General features: G+C 54.0%; 1 protein-coding gene. It reads right to left on the bottom strand.

The features are described from left to right. Positions 1 to 11: 11 nt before the first annotated feature. The gene (locus EDM57_RS05735) at positions 12 to 19,472 is read right to left on the bottom strand and encodes a non-ribosomal peptide synthase/polyketide synthase (protein ID WP_122903815.1); all 19,461 of its coding nucleotides are present in this window, start codon (positions 19,470 to 19,472) and stop codon (positions 12 to 14) included. Positions 19,473 to 19,536 lie beyond the last annotated feature (64 nt).

The raw sequence follows: 19,536 nt of genomic DNA, 5'->3' as shown, positions 1-19,536 counted from the left end.
CAGTTGCCGTTTTACTTCGCGATGAACAGCTCTTGCAGGATGTTGCGGAAGATCGAAGCATTTTGCGACACGTATGGACCGGACAGCATGTGCGAGTGGATTCCGTAGCCGTCGTATGTCAGCAGTCGTTTTGTTGCGGTCGCCCATGCCGACTCGTTCCATTCGGCTGCCGCCGCAGCGTCCTCTTCGGCTTCCAGCTCCGATTTGATGAGGTGGATGGCGGCATTGGTCGTTCCTGTGTTGACCAGTTGGTTATGGTACATCACATAGCCGACCGTTTTGCGAACGAAGCTTTGTTTGACGAACTCATTGGCCGCGTACAGCTCGAAATCTTCCCGGGTCATGTTGAACATCTCGGTGTTTTCCCCAATCTCGGCGAACAACCGGGCAATGTCGTTCTCGGTTTCCGCGACGGTCCGCTCGATTACCTTGTCTTTCCAGTACGAGTCGAACAGGATGATGTCGGTTACGGCATAACCGCGCTGTTCCAGTTCTTTCGCTACTTCGAAGGCAAGGTTTCCGCCCGAGGAGTAGCCCATCAGCGTGTACGGGCCGTTCGGATCGATTGCGGTAATCGCCTCGATATACTGCTCCATCCGGTTGTCGTCCTGGATAAAGTCGAAGCTGTACAGGGAAATGCCTTGAATTTCCGCAGCAAGCTTTTGGTAGTAGACGCTTTGCGCACCGATTGGTGTGAAGCAGAATACGTTTCTTTCTGTCTTTTCATTCAGCAAAATGGCTTTGCCGTACTGACTCTCAAAGCGCTTGTGCGTGATAAAGTCAGCTACCTTTTCTACCGTAGGATGCTGGAAGATAAGGTTCAGCGGCAGCTCGACCTGCATGTACTCATACACTTTGGCGATCAAAAGCGTCGCTTTTAAGGAATGGCCGCCCAGTTCAAAGAAATGGTCGGTAATCCCGATTGGCTCCATTCCCAATACTTCTTGCCAAATGGATACGAGTTGCTGCTCGGTCGCATTTCTCGGTGCGACGTACTCGCGTGTGGTCGCATCGGACGGTTGCGGCTTCGGCAATGCTTTGCGGTCCACTTTTCCATTGGCAGAGAGCGGCAGTTGCGCCAGTTTGACGAAATAGCTTGGAACCATGTAGGCGGGCAGTTCTTTCGCCAAATGGCTACGCAGGTCCGCTACAGACACTTCTGCTGCCGGGACAAAATAGGCGCAAAGGTATGGGCCAGAAGCGGCGTCATCTTCGCGGGCCACAACAACCGCTTGCTCAATGCCTTTGTATGCCAGTACGGCACTCTCGATCTCCCCGATCTCGATGCGGTATCCTCTTACCTTGACTTGTTCGTCTGCCCGGCCGACGTATTCGATCGTGCCATCTGTGCGCCATTTCACCAGATCGCCTGTTTTGTACATGCTTTCGCCTGGCTGGAACGGATTTTCGACGAACTTCTCAGCAGTCAGATCAGGTCTGTTCAGATAGCCTCTGGCAAGCCCGGCTCCGCCGATGCACAGCTCTCCGACTACGCCAACCGGCTGCAGGTTGTGACCCTCATCCACGATGTAAACTTGGACGTTTGCTAGCGGTCGGCCAATCGTGATCGTTTGCCCCGGTTCAATCGAACGGGAGATGGTCGTCACGACACTGTTTTCCGTCGGACCGTACTCATTGTTGATCTCGACGGATGGATGTTTTTCTTTTGTCTTGCGGACAAGCTGCTCCGGCAGCTTTTCGCCTCCCAGTGTGGCGCAGCGCAGGTGAGCGAAGTCTGTTGGCGTCGAGCAATCCACAATCGCCTGGAACAGACTCGGCACGCCATAGTAATGAGTGACAGCCGTTGTAGCCATCAGCTTTTTCAGCGCCACCGGATCTTTCGCTTCTTCCTCTCGCGGCAGTACGCATGTGGCCCCACCGAGCAGCGGTGCGAACAGGCTGGCCACAAAACCGTCGAAGGCGAAGGAGAATACTTGCAGCGCCTTGTCCCCTGGTCTAAAGCCGTATTCATCCCTGCGCCACTGCATGCAGTTGACGATACCTTGATGCGGGATCATGACACCCTTCGGCTTCCCGGTCGTACCGGATGTATAGATGACATAGGCAAGGTCGCTCGGTTGATTGACCACAGGCAGATTGGATCTGTCGAGCTTCGCATCCCATGTGGCGTTCAGATCAAGGCACTCCGGCAGTTTGTCTGACAAGCTGCTCAGCAGCGGCATCAGATGTGCCTGACTGAGCAAGAGGGATGCCCCGCTGTCTTCGAGCAAATACTGGATCCGATCCTGCGGATAGGCTGGATCGACTGGTACATAGGCTCCGCCTGCCTTCATAATGCCGAGAATTCCGATGACCATTTCTGGGGAACGCTCCGCCATGATGGCGACAAGTCGATCTGGCCCGACTCCTTTTGTGCGCAGAACGTTTGCCAGTTGGTTCGCTCTTGCGTTCAGCTCGCGGTACGTGAGTGTCTGTCCGTCGAAGTACAGCGCTGCTTGATCCGGCGTTTTGCCGACCTGTTCCTCGAAAAGCTGGTGCAGCGTTTTATCCAGCGCGTAGTTGACGGCCGTATCGTTGAACTCGTGTAAAATCTGCTGTCTTTCCTCAAGGGAGAGCATGTCGATCTCACCCAGGCGGATGTGCGGATTTTGCACGATGATGCTGGCAATCGCCAAAAGGTGGCGGCCAAGCCGTTCAATCGTTTCTCGCGCAAACAGGCTTGTGCTGTACTCCACTCCGAGCGTAATCTCGTCTTTTTCTTCTGTGGCAACCAACGTCAAGTCGAACTTGGCGTGTTTGCCTGTTTCTTCGGTCATGTACGGCACAAGGGTGCAATCTGGCAGCACGATCGTTTCTTCTGTGCCGTTCTGGAACGTAAACACGGTGTCAAACAGCGGATTTCTGCTCAAGTCGCGCGGGATCGCCAGTTTTTCGACCAGCTCTTCAAACGGGTAATCCTGGTGGCTGTATGCATCCAGCGCATTTTGTTTGACTTCCTGCAAAAACTCGACAAAGGTCTTTTCACGCGCAGGCTTGTTCCGCATCGCCAGGGTGTTTACAAACATGCCGACAATCGGTTCCAGATCGGCATGCGATCTGCCTGTAATCGGCGTACCGACGATGATGTCCTCCTGCCCGGTGTACTTGGCCAGCAGCACGTTGTACGCTGCAAGCAGAACCATGTACAGGGTCGTTCCTGTCTCCTGCGCCAGCTGGTTCAAGCCCTCCGTGAGCGATTTGCCCGCGCCGATATTGTAGTGATCCCCGGCAAAGCTCTGGATGCTTGGACGGGTGAAATCGGTCGGCAGGTTCAGCACTGGAATATCGTCGGCAAACGTCTGGAGCCAATACGCTTCCTGCTGCTGGAAGGCAGCCGATTGCGAGAACGCCTGCTGCCAGACAGCGAAGTCTTTGTACTGGATGCGCAGGTTTGGCAAAACTTCTCCCTGGTAGAGCTGCACCCAATCTGCAAGCAGAATGCCGGATGATACCCCATCGGAAATGCTGTGATGCATATCGGTAAAGAGTACGTGTCGATCTTCGCCGATTTTCAGAAGCGCGACGCGAATAAGCGGTGCGACTTCCAGATCGAACGGCTGCACGAGACTGGAAACGAGATGGCGCGCCTCGTCTTCTGTGACTTCGAAATAGGCCATTGCAAAAGGCACGTCTGCGTGGATCTTTTGCACCGGCTCTCCGTTGACGACGGCAAACGAAGTGCGCAGGCTTTCATGTCGTGCAATCAGACCCTTGAACGCTGCTTCCACACGGTTTCGGTCCAGCTTTCCTTCGATCAGCATGGTTGAAGGCATGTTGTAGCTGATGCCGACTCCCTCAAATTGATTGAGGATATACATCCGTTTTTGCGCCGAGGAAACCGGGTAATACGCTTGCTCGCGCGCTGGTTCGATGGAGACGACATTCCCTTTTGCTGTCTCTTCGATATACGCCGCCAATTCCTGGATCGTCGGTTTTTCGAACAGAATGCGGAGCGGAATATCGACCTGATATTCGTTGTGCATGCTCGTAATGACCCGCATCGCACGCAGGGAGTGTCCGCCGAGTGCGAAGAAGTCGTCCAGTACGCCCACTTGCGGAACATGGAGCACCTGCTCCCATACGCTGGCCAACCGTGCTTCCCATACAGTGCGCGGTGCCACGTATTCTGTCGTTCTGAGCATGGATACATCCGGTGCCGGCAAGGAACGTCTGTCTACTTTGCCATTGGCAGTCAACGGCATTGACTCCAGGGAGACAAAATACGATGGGATCATCGTCTGCGGCAGTTCCTGCAGCAGATGTGCCCGCAAATCCGCGCTGTCGAACTCGCGGTCCGCCACAATATAAGCGCACAAATACTTTTCCTGGTTGTGGTCTTCTCGTGCAACCACGACTGCTTCTGTAATTCCGTCCAGCTTGCGCAGTTGTGTCTCGATTTCACCCAGCTCGATGCGGACCCCTCTGATTTTTACCTGGTGGTCGTTGCGGCCGAGGAATTCGACATTGCCATCCGGACGCCACTTCGCCAGATCACCTGTGCGGTACAAGCGTTCACCTGGGGCAAACGGATTCACAACGAACTTCTCTTCGGTAAGATCCGGTCTGTTCAAATAACCGCGTGCAACGCCCGCTCCCCCGATGCACAATTCACCTACGACGCCAACAGGCTGCAGATTCAATTGCTCATCGACGACATACATCGTCATGTTCGGAAGTGGTTTGCCGATTGGCACGGTTCCCGAACCGATGGCGCTAATGTCTGCTTCTTCGTAGTAGCTGGAATCGATGCACGCCTCTGTTACGCCGTAGCTGTTGATGATCCGCATCTTGTCACCGAAGCGAGCCAGCAGCGTTTTGAAGTCTTCTGCCGGGCAACTGTCCGCACCGAGAATCAGCAGCTTCATCTGGCTGATGTCCAGCTTGTTTTCGTAAATGTAGTGCATCAACGGTACGATCAGCGCCGGAGTCGCTTCAAAGATCGTGATCTGGTAGCGATGGATGATCTCGTACAGCGAAGCTGGGTCCATTTTGACTTCGTTCGGGCAAATGAAGAGTTGTCCACCAGTCAGCAGTGCCCGCGCAAAGTCGCCAGTCGATACGTCGAAGGCAAAGCTTGCCATTTGCAGCAAGCGTACCGGGAAGCTGTCCAGATGATACTCATCTTTCCAGGCAAATGCGACGTTGGCATAGCTGTGGTGCTCGATCACGACGCCTTTTGGCTTTCCGGTTGTACCCGATGTGTAAATGATGTAGGCTGCATGCTCCGGACGAGCGACATGCTCCAGATTGCCTGTTTCCTCCTCGGAAAGCTCCTTCGCATCCAGATAGAGCGTTTCGTACGGGAAGGCAAGCTGATCGCTCATGTTTGGCAAGGTGAGCAGCAATTTCGCCCCGCTGTCTTCGAGCATGAAAGCTTGACGCTCCAGCGGATAGTCCGGATCAATCGGAACGTACGCTCCCCCTGCTTTCAAGACGGCAAGCATACCCACGACCATGTAAGGCGAGCGGTCTACCAGGATGCCGACGGTGCTTTCCGGCTTGACGCCTTTTTTCCGCAAGACGCGGGCGAGCTGGTTGGCTTTTTCGTTCAGTTCCTGATAGGTCAGCTGTTCGTTTCCTGCGAGAACCGCAATCTGGTTCGGCGTTTTTTCCACTTGCTCCTCGAACAGCTCCTGGAACGTTTTGTCCGTTGGATATGCGCGAGCGGTCGCCGTGAAGCTGTGCAGCATCTGCTCCTTCTCTTGCTCCGGCAAGACGCTGATCTGGGACAGCCTGATGTCCGGATCGGCGGTGATTGTCCGCAGGAGGTGGACGTAATGGCTTGCCAGACGGTTCATCGTTTCTTTGGCAAACAACTTCGTGCAATAGCTGAATTGAACCAGCAGTTCGTTCTGTGTTTCCATCGCATCCAACGTAAGATCGAATTTCGCGATGTTGCCGTTCACCGGATATGGCGACAGCGTAAGTCCTGCCATTTCGCCCCCGGCCGATTCGGCGAGTCCCAGGCTGAACATCGTATCAAACAGCGGGTTTCTGCTCAGATCGCGCCGTACTTGCAGCTTCTCGACCAGCTGCTCGAACGGATAATCCTGATGCTCGAAGGCATTCAGCGCATTTTGCTTTACGTCTTGCAAAAACGCGCGGAAGCTCAAGTTGCCAGACGCTGTGTTTTTCAAGGCGAGCGTGTTGACAAACATCCCGACGATGCGCTCCACATCTGCGTGCGAACGGCCTGCAATCGGTGTGCCGATGACGATCTCTTCCTGTCCTGCATACTTGGAAAGCAGCACATGGTAGGCAGCCAGCAGCACCATGAACAAGGTCGTGCCTGTATCGGCAGCAAGCTTGCGCAGTTGTTCCAGCAGTTCATGTCCGGTGCCCATCGCGACCATGTCACCGTCGAAGCTCTGCACGGACGGTCTTGGGTAGTCCGTAGGCAGATTCAGCAACGGAATCTCGCCGGCAAACGTCTGCGCCCAGAATTCTTCCTGCTTCTGGAAGCGTTCAGACTGGGCCATGCCAGCCTGCCAAACGGCAAAATCTTTGTACTGGATACGCAGCTCAGCAAGCTGTTTGCCTTCATACAAATTCGTGATTTCCTCGACGATGACCGCAAGCGATACACCATCGGAAATGATGTGGTGCATATCCATGAAGAACAAGTGTCGCTCTTCACCAAGCTTAATCAGGCTTGCCCTGAATAGCGGCGCAGTTTCCAGATCAAATGGCTGGATCAACTGCTGAATGAGCGCTTCTGCCTGCTCGTCTGTCGCCTCGATGATGCTGACTGGCACCTCGACATCGGCGTGCACCCGTTGCTGCGGTTCGCCGTTTACCGAATGGAACGAAGTGCGCAAAGCTTCGTGTCGCTTGACGAGTGTCTGGATGGCAGCGGTAAAGCGGCCGTAATCCAGCTTGCCTTCCAGCACCAGCACGTTCGGAACGTTGTAGCTGACTCCGCTTCCTTCAAACTGATGCAGGATGTACATTCGTTTTTGCGCAAACGACACCGGATAATACTCGGCTGGCTCGACAGGCTGAATCGTCTCGAACTGCTCGTGTGCACTCTTGGCGATAAAAGCGGCCATTTCCTGGATCGTCGGAGACGCAAACAGCACTTTTAACGGCAACTCCACCTGGAAGGTCTTGTGCACCTGTGTGATGACGTTCATCGCCTTTAAGGAATGTCCGCCAATCTCAAAGAAATTGTCGTGGATGCCAATCGCCGGCAGCCCCAGAACGTCCTGCCAAATTTGGGCCAGCTTCGCTTCGGTTTCGGTTTGCGGCGCGACATAGGTGTTTCCTGTCGTCCGTTCGCCGGATGGTTGCGGCAATGCGCGGCGGTCGACCTTGCCATTTGCGGTCAACGGCAGTTTTTCCATCTGCATGTAGTAGGCAGGGACCATGTAGGCAGGTAATTGTCTGGACACGGCCTCTCTCAGTTCGGCAACGTCTACTTCCTGCTCGGAAACAAAGTACGCGCAAAGAGCATTTTGTCCGTTTGCTTCTCGGATCACGGCAACGACGGCCTCTTTTACATGTTCCAGATGGGATAAAACGGACTCGATTTCGCCAAGCTCAATCCGGTAGCCGCGGATTTTCACTTGCTGGTCAATCCGTCCCAAATATTCAATCGTTCCATCCGCCAGCCATCTCGCCAAATCTCCGGTGCGGTACATCATTTCACCCGGCACGAACGGATTGGGCACAAACTTCTCGGCGGTCAAGTCCGGCTTGTTCAAATATCCTCTGGCAACCCCGTCGCCGCCGACGCACAATTCTCCCGGTACGCCAATCGGCTGCGGCTGATTGCTGGCATCCAAAATATACGCCGTGGAGTTGGCAATCGGTTTGCCAATCGGAATCTGCTCTTCGAAATGCTTGTCGATCAAATAGCATGTCGAGAAAGTCGTGTTTTCCGTTGGGCCGTACCCGTTCCAGATTTCCAGTTCAGGTAGCGCGTTTCTTACCTTGTTGATGTGCTTCGGCGACAGCGCTTCGCCACCGACGATCAAGGCACGCAAGCTGGCAAACATCGCCGGATTGTCTTGGGAAAGCTGGTTAAAGAGCGGCGAGGTCAGCCACATGGTCGTAATCTGATTCGCCCGCAGGAAGCTGCCCAGCTTCTCGGCATCCAGCAGCACATCCTTGCTCACCAAATACAGGCTGGCACCGTGCAGCAGCGCGCCGAAAATCTCAAACGTCATGGCGTCAAAGCCAATCGCGCCCGTTTGAATCATCCGGTCTGTCTCGCGTACTTGCACGTAATTCGTATGTTTCACCAGACGGATGACGTTGCGATGCTCGACCATGACTCCTTTTGGCTTGCCTGTGGAGCCTGAGGTGTACATCACATAAGCCAGATCGCGCGGGCCGTTGATAAGCTCCGGATTTGCTGTATCTTCCTGATGCAGACCCTCTCCGTCCAACACGATTGTTTTCAGGTCTTTGCTGACGAGTGGCAGCAAATGTTCCTGGACAAGGACAACTTTTACGTCACCGTCTTCGAGCATGTAGGAGTGGCGTTCGGACGGGTGTTCCGGATCCAGCCCCAGGTAGGCGCCTCCCGCCTTGAGAATCCCCATGATGCCTGCAATCATTTCCAGCGAACGGTCTGCGAGCAATCCTACGATGCTGTCTTTTCCGATGCCGTTTTTGCGCAGGACATGGGCGATCTGGTTCGCTTTTTCGTTCAGCTCCCGATACGTTAGGCTACGACCATCCATCACGACAGCCGTATGCTCAGGCGTTTTTGCAACCTGTTCCTCAAACAGTTCCACAATGTTGCTGTCGCGCGGATATTCGACAAATGTCTGGTTGAAGGCAACCGTCACCAGATGTCTTTCTTCCTCGCTCAGCAGGCTGATCTCATGCAGGGCTGCTGCCTGGTTCTTCGTAATGGCCCGCAACACTTGCAGGAAATGCCCCGCCATCCTCTCGATGGTTTCTCTGCGGAACAGTTTCGTGGAGTAGACGAGCGCGAAATGAATGCCGCTTTCGTCCTCTGTCGCTTCCAGCGTAAGATCGAACTTGGCGTTGCCCGCCTGTGCAGGGTATGCTTCCAGCTTCAGCCCATCCAGCTCATACGCTTTTTTGTCCAGGTTTTGCAAAATGAACATCGTGTCGAACAGCGGATTGCGGCTCAGATCGCGCTTGATTTCCAGCTTTTCGACCAGCGCTTCAAACGGATAATCCTGATGCGCGTATGCCTGCAGCGTATTTTGCTTGACCTCTTCCAAAAACGCCTGGAACGGTTTCGCTTTGGCTGGATAGTTACGCAACGCGAGCGTATTGACAAACATTCCCAACACTTTCTCGACGTCAGCGTGCGATCTGCCCGCAATCGGCGTACCTACGACGATGTCTTCCTGTCCGCTGTATTTGGCAAGCAGCACGTTGTATGCAGCGAGCAAAACCATGAACAGCGTCGATTGGTTCTCCTGTGCCAGTTTGGTTAAATCCTCCAGCAGCGATTTGTCAGCCTGGAACGATACGCAATCCCCTTCAAAGCTTTGCACCAGTGGTCGGGAAAAATCGGCTGGCAGGTTCAGCACCGGAATGTCGCCGGAAAACGCGTCTAACCAGTACGCTTCCTGCTTCGCATAAACATCTGATTGGAACAGCTCCGACTGCCAGACAGCGAAGTCTTTGTATTGTACGGCAAGCGCAGGCAACTCCTCGTTGCGATACAGCTTCGAGAATTCTTCCATGATGATCCCGGCCGACACACCGTCCGAGATGATGTGGTGCATATCCATCAGGAACAGATGGCGTTTTTCTGCAAGCTTGAAAAGTCCAACCCGCAAGAGCGGAGCTTGCGTCAGATCAAACGATTGCACGAACGACTCGATGGCAGACTCCACCTGGTCTTCCGTCAATTCCTCGTAGCGCACATTCAGTTCGACGTGCTCGTGTACGCGCTGCACAGGTTCGGCCTGTACAGTATGGAACGAGGTCCGCAGCGATTCGTGACGCTGGATCAGCTTGTGGATCGCAGCTTCAAACCGCTCGACGTCCAGATCGCCTTCGATGTACAACGCGCTCGGCATGTTGTAGACAGTGCCTGTGTCTGTGAACTGCCGCAAGACGTACATTCTTTTCTGTGCAGAGGAAACCGGATAGTACGCTTGCAGTGGTGCAGGCTGGATCGGCGCATACGTATCTTTTCCGCTCGTTGCAACATACTGGGCCAGCTCCTTGATGGTCGGCTGGGAAAAGAGCACCTGCAGCGGCAACTCCACCTGGTATTCCCGATGCACTTGTGCTGCGACATTCATCGCTTTCAGGGAATGACCGCCCATCTGGAAAAAGTTGTCGAGGATACCGATGCCGCTCACACCGAGCACGCGCTCCCAGATTTCGACCAGCTTTCTTTCCACAGGGTTCGTAGGCGCTTCGTATTCCGCTCCGGTTACAGGTTTGCCCTCCGGTTTCGGCAATGCTTTTTTGTCGACTTTTCCGTTTGGTGTAAGCGGAAGCTGCTCCAACTGGACAAAGTACGTCGGAATCATGTACGACGGCAATCTTTTTGCCATATGCGACCACAGCTTGGCGAGATCAAGCTGTTCTTCGCCAGTGAAATACGCGCACAGAGACGATTGACCAAACTCATCTTCATGGACGACCACGACAGCGGCGGTCAGCTTTTCATAAGCGAGCAGCGCCGACTCGATCTCGCCGATTTCAATCCGATAGCCGCGTACTTTGACCTGTTCGTCGATCCGCCCGATGAACTCAATCGTTCCGTCCGGGAGCCATCTGCCAAGGTCGCCAGTTTTGTACAGGCGTTCGCCAGGCACAAATGGATGGGGAACAAATTTCTCGGCTGTAAGCGCAGGCTTGTTCCGATAGCCCCGTGCCAAACCGCGGCCGCCGATGCAAATTTCCCCGACTACGCCGATTGGCTGTAGCTGGTGGAATTTGTCCACGATGTACAGGCTGGTATTGGCAATCGGTCGTCCGATGGTAATCGCTGTATCAAGTTCCGGGATGCGCAAGTAGGATGCGACGACACTGCTTTCCGTCGGACCGTACTCGTTGACGATAAGCAGGCTGGAATTCAGCTCCTTGCTCTTTGCGATGAGCTGCGGCGTTATTTTTTCGCCCCCGAGCGTGACAACTTGCAGCGTCTGGATGTCCGCTTTTGTGCTGCATTCGAGGATGGCCTGGAACAAGCTCGGAACGCAGGTCATGATCGTGCAACGCGAAGCGGCGATCCGCTTCTTGATCGCGACAGGGTCCTTGGCTTCCCCGTCTGTCGCCAGTACGACCGTTCCGCCGGAAATAACCGACGAAAAGAATGACAGTACAAAAGCATCGAAGGCAAAGGACAGAGTCAGCATGTTCCTGTCGCCGACAGTTAGCCTATGCTCCTCTTTTTTCCATAGCAGGCTGTTGACAATGCTCTGATGCTCAACCATAACCCCTTTCGGCTTGCCGGTTGTTCCCGATGTATAGATGACATAGGCCAGATTGGAGGCGGTATGGATGGGCTCCAGATTCGCACGATGCTCAGAATAGTTGCTCTCATCGTCCAGGTACAGGCACTGTGCGTTCACGCCGGACTCGAGCTTGTGTGCCAGATGTTTTTGTGTAAGCACCAGATGCGCTTCGCAATCTGCCAGCATGTAAGCGACACGTTCTTCTGGATATTCCGGATCGATTGGCACATACGCGCCGCCCGCTTTGAGAATGGCCATGATCCCGACAACCATCTCCAATGAACGGGCTGCCATGATTCCGACCGTCTGGTCAGGCTTTACGCCGCGCTCCCGCAGCGTAGCAGCCAGCTGATTGGCCCGCTCATTCAACTCCTGGTAGGACAAATGCAAATCGCCGATTTCAATAGCAGTCGCTTGCGGCGTTTTTGCCACTTGCTCTTCGAATAGCGCATGAATTGTTTTGTCCTCTGGGAAGTCTTTATGCGTATCGTTGAACGCAACCAACAGGCGTTGTTTTTCCTCTGCGGAAAGCATGTTGATTTCAGACAGCTTCATGTGCGGGTTTGTTGCAACTTCCCGCAAGACCTGGATGAAATGAGTCGCCAGTTGTTCGATCGTCTCCCGTGCAAACAGCTTGGTGCAATAATCGAGGGTAAAGACGATCTGTCCGTTTTCTTCGTACGCCTCCAGGGACAGGTCAAACTTGGCCTGCTTCACCTCAGCCAAATAAGGAGTAACGGTCAACTGCTCCATTTCAAACGGCTTTTGTTCCATATTTTGCAAAATGAAAACCGTGTCAAACAAAGGATTGCGACCCAGGTCACGCGGCATGTTCAGCTTGTCAACGAGCTCATCGAGTGGATAGTCTTGATGCTCAAACGCCTGCAGCGTATTGTTTTTCACTTCGGCCAAAAAGTCATGGAAGGTTTTGTCCCCGGCTGGCTTGTTGCGCAAAGCCAGTGTGTTGACAAACATCCCGACAATCGGCTCCGTTTCGGCATGCGACCTGCCGGCAGTCGGTGCTCCGACGATGATGTCTTCCTGGCCGGAGTATTTGGCCAGCAGCACATTGTACGCCGCCAAAAGCACCATGTAGAGCGTCGCGCCCGTCTCTTGTGCGAGCTGATGCAAGGCGGTTGGCAAAGCGGTACCGGAGTCAAAGACGAAGCGGTCGCCCTCGAAGCTTTTCACAGACGGTCTTGGATAGTCCGTCGGCATGTTCAGAACGGGGATTTCTCCCGTAAAGGCGTTGACCCAGTAGGCTTCCTGCCGTGCAAACTCATCCGTCTGGAGCCATTCATTTTGCCAGTGGGCAAAATCTTTGTACTGAATGCGCAGCTCTGGCAGCTCATCCCCTTGATAGAAGCGGGCAAATTCCTCGATCAAAAGCCCGATGGAGACGCCGTCTACGACAATATGGTGCATATCGAGCATGAACAGGTGGCGTTCCGGCGCCAGCTTGATTAATCCGGCACGCATCAGCGGGGCTGTGCCCAGATCGAACGGCTGGATAAACTGCTCGGCTATTTGCTGGACCTCTTCCTCTGTCGCTTCGGCAAAGGAGATGGACAGCTCGACATCTTCGTGAACGCGCTGAACAGTCTCGCCTTGCACGGTGTGGAACGAGGTGCGCAACGATTCGTGGCGCTGCACCAGCCTGTTTAGCGCCTGCGTCAGCCGCTCTGTATCCAGCTTGCCGTTGAGATACATGAAGCCTGGCATGTTGTAGCTGATGCCTGCCCCTTCCATTTGCTGGAGAATGTACATTCTCTTTTGCGCTGCGGAAACCGGATAATACTCCTGTTTTTCGACAGGCTGGATGGCGGTGTATTTGCCTGTACGTGCAGCTGCCACATGCGGCGCAAAATCCGCGATGGTCGGCGATTCAAACAACGCTTTCAGCGGCACTTCCACCTGGAAGCTGCGCTGGATCAAAGCAATGACGTTCATCGCCTTCAAGGAATGTCCACCAAGCTCAAAGAAATGGTCGAAAACGCCAATCTGTTCGATGCCAAGCACACTTTCCCAAATCTCTGCGAGCTTTGCTTCTACCTCGTTGCGCGGCGCTACATATGCGGCAGCGGTTGTTGCTGTTGCCTCCGGTTTTGGCAGGGCTTTGCGATCCACTTTGCCATTTGCCGAAAGCGGCAATTGTTCCATGAAAACAAAAGCGGATGGCACCATGTACGCTGGCAACGTGGAGCCAAGGTATGCTCGCAGATCGGATGCTTGAACGTCCTGCTTTGTCACGACATAGGCATACAGGCTGTTTTGCCCTTTGTCATCCTGGCTGGCCGTGACGACGGCTGCCTTGATCGCTTCATGCTGCAACAGTCTCGCTTCGATTTCTCCCAGCTCGATGCGGTGCCCCCGGATTTTTACCTGATGGTCGATGCGGCCCAGGTACTCGATATGGCCATCGGGCAAATACCGGACCAAATCTCCGGTGCGGTACATTCTGCCGCCCGGCTCAAACGGGTTATCGACGAAGCTTGCCTGCGTCAGCTCCTCGCGATTCCAGTAGCCGCGGGCCAGGCCATCTCCGGCAATGCACAGCTCCCCTGCAACGCCAACCGGCTGAAGCTGGTTGTTCGCATTGACGACGTACAGACGGATGTTGTCAATCGGCTTGCCAATCGGAATGACGCTGTATTCCTGCTGGCGCGGGCACATCCAGTAGGTCGCATCAATGGTTGTCTCGGTAGGCCCGTACAGGTTAATCAGCTGGGCTTGTTGGGTCGCGTAAAAACGCGAAACAAGTGCAGGCGTCAATGCTTCTCCGCCGCAGAACACGCGCTGCAAGCTCGTGCATGCGCTCCATCCCGGATCGGTCATGGTCAGGTCGAGCAAGGACGGAACCATTTGCAACGTCGTAATCTTTTGTTCGCGAATCGTGCGCGTCATGTACGCGATGTCACGATGTCCGTCTGGCTTGGCGAGTACCAGCCGTCCGCCTGTAATCAGCGGCAAGTAAAACTCCCAGACAGATGCGTCGAAGCTAAACGGCGTTTTTTGCAGGACGGCATCCGCTGTTGTCAACGGGAACGTCTCACGCATCCAGAGCATGTGATTGCAGATCGCCTGATGGGAGATCATGACGCCTTTCGGATTTCCCGTCGATCCCGAGGTGTAGATCACGTAGGCGAGGTCGTCGCTGCCGGAGATGCTGTCCAGATTGCTGTCGTCTCCGGTGTAAATCGCTTCGTCTTCCACATCGATGATCTCCCCTGCATACGCTGCGATCTCCTGCAGATGACGCTGCGTGAGCAAGATCGGAGCCTGGCTGTCGCTGAGCATGTACTGAATCCGTTCTTGCGGATAGCTTGGATCGATTGGCACGTATGCACCACCGGCCTTGAGTACGGCCAGCATCCCGACGACCATGCCCGGCGAACGGTCTACCATAATCCCAATCAATGTATCCGGTTTGGTGCCGCGACTGCGCAGCAAGCTAGCCAGTTGGTTCGCCCGGGCGTTCAGCTCGCGATAGGTCAGCACCTGTCCCTCGTACACAACCGCTGCTTCATCCGGCGTGCGTGCTGCCTGTTCCTCCACCAGTTGATGCAGCGCCATGGCACCGGAGCGCTCGACGAACGTATCGTTGACGTTCAGGAGAAGGGAACGTTTTTCAGTTTCCGTCATCATGTCGATGTCCGCCAGTCTGGCTGTCGGCTGCTCACTGATCGCGCGCAAAATTTCCAGGTAATGCCCGGCCATTCGCTCGACAGTCTCTTTTTTGAACAGCTTCGTTGCGAAGGTGAGCTGGAACTGAATGTTGGCTGGCGATTCACTCGCATTCAAAGCGAGATCGAACTTGGAAATTTTGTTGAACAGCTCATACGGCGACACTTTCAGCCCGCCAATCGCAAGCGACTGCTGACCCTCGCTTTCCAAAGAAAACATCGTGTCAAACAGCGGGTTGCGGCTTATATCGCGCTGGATTGCAAGCTTTTCCACAAGCTCTTCGAATGGGTAGTCCTGATGGTCGTAAGCTGCGAGCGCATTCTGCTTCACTTCTTGCAAAAATTGCGCAAACGTTTTGCTGCCAACTGGCTGGTTCCGCAGTGCCAAAGTGTTGACGAAGATCCCCATGATGTTCTCTACATCAGCATGGGAACGTCCAGCGACAGGGGTACCGACAATGATGTCTTCCTGTCCGGTGTACTTGGACAAAAGCACATTGTAAGCGGCAAGCAAGACCATGTACAAGGTGGTTCCTGTCTCTTGTGCTACTTGCTGCAGCCGCTCCAGCAATTCTTTTCCGGTGTCAAAAAGGACGAGATCGCCGTCAAAGCTTTGCAGGCTCGGCCGTGGATAGTCGGTCGGCAGGTTCAAAAGCGGAATTTCATCGGCAAACGTGCCGAGCCAATGCTGTTCCTGCTTTTTGTACGCTTCTGTCTGGAACATTTCATTTTGCCAAACAGCGAAATCTTTGTACTGGAGCGGAAGTGGCGAAAGCTCTGCTCCCTGGTACAGCTCGGCAAATTCACGCAGCAAAATTTGCGAAGAGACGCCGTCCGCAATGATATGGTGCATGTCGAGCAGGAACAAATGGCGTTCGTTCCCCAGCTTGACCAAGCCTGTTCGCAAGAGTGGAGCGACGCTAAGATCAAAGGGTCGGACAAACTCGCGCATGATTTTTTCTGCCTGGTCCTCGCTGGACTCCAGCATGAACAGCGGCACTTCTACCTCGTCGTGTACTTTTTGCACAGGCTCACCGTCAATGGTGTGGAACGAAGTGCGCAATGCTTCGTGTCGTTCGGCCAGCTTTTGAATCGCGCTGGCAAACCGGGCGTAATCCAGCTCTCCTTCCAACAGGATGGCACCGGAGATGTTGTAGCCGATTCCCTCTCCTTCGAACTGTTGGAGGATGTACATTCTTTTTTGCGCGGACGAAACCGGATAATACTCCTGCACGTCCACCGGTTTAATCGCGCTGTACTCGCTTTTCTCCGACTGCTTAAGGAATCCGGCCAGCTCCGATACGGTTGGATGCTCGAACAGAGCCTTGACAGGTACGTCCACTTCCAGCGCTTTGGAGATTTGGAAAATGACGCTCATCGCCTTCAACGAGTGTCCGCCCAAGTCAAAGAAATTGTCGTGAACCCCGACCCGGCTTACGCCCAGCACCTGCTGCCAAATCTCGGCCAGCTTCGCCTCGGTTTCATTTTGCGGAGCGACATACGCGGTTCCTGTAACGATTGCACCGTCCGGCTTCGGCAATTTCTTCCGTTCCACTTTTCCATTTGCTGTCAGCGGAATTTCCGCCAGACGGATAAAGTAGGAAGGGATCATGTAAGACGGAAGCGTACTGCCCAAAAACGCTCTCAGTTCCGCCACAGGCAGTTCCTGCTCGGACACGAAGTAGGCGTACAACACATTTTGGCCGCTCTCTTCTTTTTCCGCGATCACGACCGCTTCCTTGACCGATTCATGCTGTGTCAGGCGTGTTTCGATTTCGCCCATCTCGATCCGGTGTCCGCGAATTTTGACTTGATGGTCAATTCTGCCCACGTATTCCATGTTTCCGTCTGACAGCCATTTGGCCAGGTCGCCTGTTCGATACATCTTGGTTCCCGGACGGAACGGGTTGTCGATAAACTTTTCTGCGGTCAGCTCCGGTCGGTTGAAATACCCTTTGGCTACGCCGTCTCCGGCAATGTACATTTCGCCAATTGAACCGACAGGCACAGGCTGCATGGAAGCATCGAGCAAGTAAATCTGCACGTTGTCAGCCGGTATCCCGATTGGCACCGATTCCTGGGTCGTTTTTTGCGGATCGTACAAATAAATCATGCAGCCGACAACCGTTTCCGTTGGTCCGTATTCGTTGAAAATCCGCACGTCCTGCCCGAAGTTGTCGTAAATGCGCTGCGCCAGCTTCGTCGGCAAGTTCTCGCCGCCGACGATAAACCGTCGGATGCTGCTGGTTCTTCCGTCGATTTCTTCGATCAGCTTCAGGTGTGTTGGCGTCAGCTTGATGATGCCGACTTTGTTGTCCTTGATGATGTCCAAAATGAGCTGCACCTTGTCTGCGCCTTTGTACACATAGATGGTGTTGCCAGACAAAAGCGGCGTGAAGATCGAGGTGACTGTCAAATCGAACGAAATGGAAGAGTACAGCGGAAAATCTACCGCTTCCCCCTGGACGTACACCTTGTTCGCCCACCAAATGTAGTTGACCAGACCTTGATGGGTAATCATGGCTCCTTTTGGATTGCCAGTCGAGCCGGAAGTATAGATCATGTAGACCAGATCATCCGGCTGGCATTCCGGAGCGAGGTACGAGCTGTCGCCTGTGTACAGGGCTGGATCGTTCAGATCGAGAATGCTGCCGGAAAACCGGATGTTTTGCTGCAAATGCGACTGGGTTAAAAGAATCGTAGTCTGGCTGTCATCGAGCAAATACTGGATGCGATCCAGCGGATACTCCGGATCAATCGGCAAGTAGGCGCCCCCCGACTGCAGGACAGCCATGATTGCCACAACCAGCTCCAGCGAATGCTCGGCCATAATCGAGACGATGCTGCCTTTGGCAATGCCTCTCGCCTGCAAGGCTCTGGCAAGCTGGGCGGAGCGCTCCATCAGCTCCTGATAGGTCAAGCTGTCATCGCCGCAAACAACTGCTGTTTTCCCCGGTGTCCGCGCCGCTTGCTCTGCGATCAGCTCCACGATTGTTTTGTCCCGCGGATAATCGGCAGCGGTGTCGTTGTAGTTGACAAGCAATTGCTGCTTTTCCGCTTCGGTGATGATGCCGATCTCGGACAGTTTCACTTGCGGATTGTCAATCACCTGGTCGATGACCGTGCGAAGATGGCCTTCCACCCGGTTTACGAACGACGGCTCATAAACGGCGGCATTATAGCTTAGCTTTACATACAGCTCGTTCGACGGAGCGAGAGCCACGACCACGTTGAAATCATAGGAAGTTTGTTCTTCCCCGCTTTCGACGGTGAATTGAAACCCTAATGCCTCTTCCAGATGCTTCATCGAGTTGTCCGGGTAATTTTCAAACGTGACCAAATGATCGATCAATTCCTGTTTCAGTACGTTCGTGCTTTGAATCTCGTACAGCGGTGCGTAATCATAGGCAGCCGAAGCCAAGGCTTGCTTTTGCACCGCTTGGAGCAGCTCGCTGAACGTTTGCTGCTTGTTGGTCTGCACGCGAGTGGGAATCGTGTTGATGAACAAGCCAACCATGCTCTCGATTCCCTGGATTTGCGGCGGTCGGCCAGATACGACCGAGCCGAAAACGACGTCCTCCGTATTTTTGTACTTGCTGGCCAAAATGCCCCAGAGCGCCTGGAACACGCTGCTCATCGTAGCCTGGTGTTGATTGGCGATTTGCATGAGCTGCTGGGTCTTTTCAGACGAGATGGTGAACATGTTTTCGATGTGTTCGTAGCGGCTGGCTTCGGCCAGATGTTTCCGTTTTGGAAAATCCGCCTGATGATCGTACCCTGCCAGATAGTTCTGCCAGTAGGTGAGCGCTTCGTCCTTGTTTTGCTTATCCAGCCATTTGATATAGTCGCTGTACGGCTTCGTCGCTTCCCGTGGAAGCGGTTCGCCTTTTCGCAGCGCTGCGTAATAGGTCAAAAGCTTGTGGAGCAATACGCCGAGTGACCAGCCGTCCACGACGATGTGGTGAAACGCCCAGACAAATCGGTACTTGTTCTCGCCTGTTTGAAAAATCGCGGCTTTCATCAGGCTGCCTTTTGTCAGATCAAACGTATGGTGTTGATCCGTGTACGCTTTTATGTACTCGTCCTGCTCCTTCGTTGGCAAATGAGAAATATTCTCGAAAGGAACAGTCACCTTTCTTTCTTTGAAAACAACCTGCCGAGGACGCTGCAAGTTTTGGTACACAAACACCGTGCGCAGTACCTCGTAGTTTTCCACGAGCTTGTTTAGGCTCTGTTCAAAAAGAGGCAGGTGAAAATCGCCCTGGATGGTCGCCGACATCTGGAGGCAATAGGCGCTTGAGCCTGAGTCTTTGACTGCGTGAAACAACATCCCCTCTTGCAATGGGGTAAGCGGGTAAATTTTTGCGATGTTTTCCTGCTTTTTCATTTTGCACCTCGACTGTGTGAATTATCGGTTTGAAGAGGGGGGCCTCCAATAAAAGCGCAGCGTG

It is taken from the genome of Brevibacillus gelatini, assembly GCF_003710935.1.
Classification (GTDB): domain Bacteria; phylum Bacillota; class Bacilli; order Brevibacillales; family Brevibacillaceae; genus Brevibacillus; species Brevibacillus gelatini.
Note: the sequence above shows the minus strand (reverse complement) of the source record. Positions and strands in the feature narration are given on the sequence as shown.

Excerpts from the sequence above, each read along its gene's own strand:
- EDM57_RS05735 (WP_122903815.1), bottom strand. The coding sequence starts at position 19,472 with ATGAAAAAGCAGGAAAACATCGCAAAAATTTACCCGCTTACCCCATTG.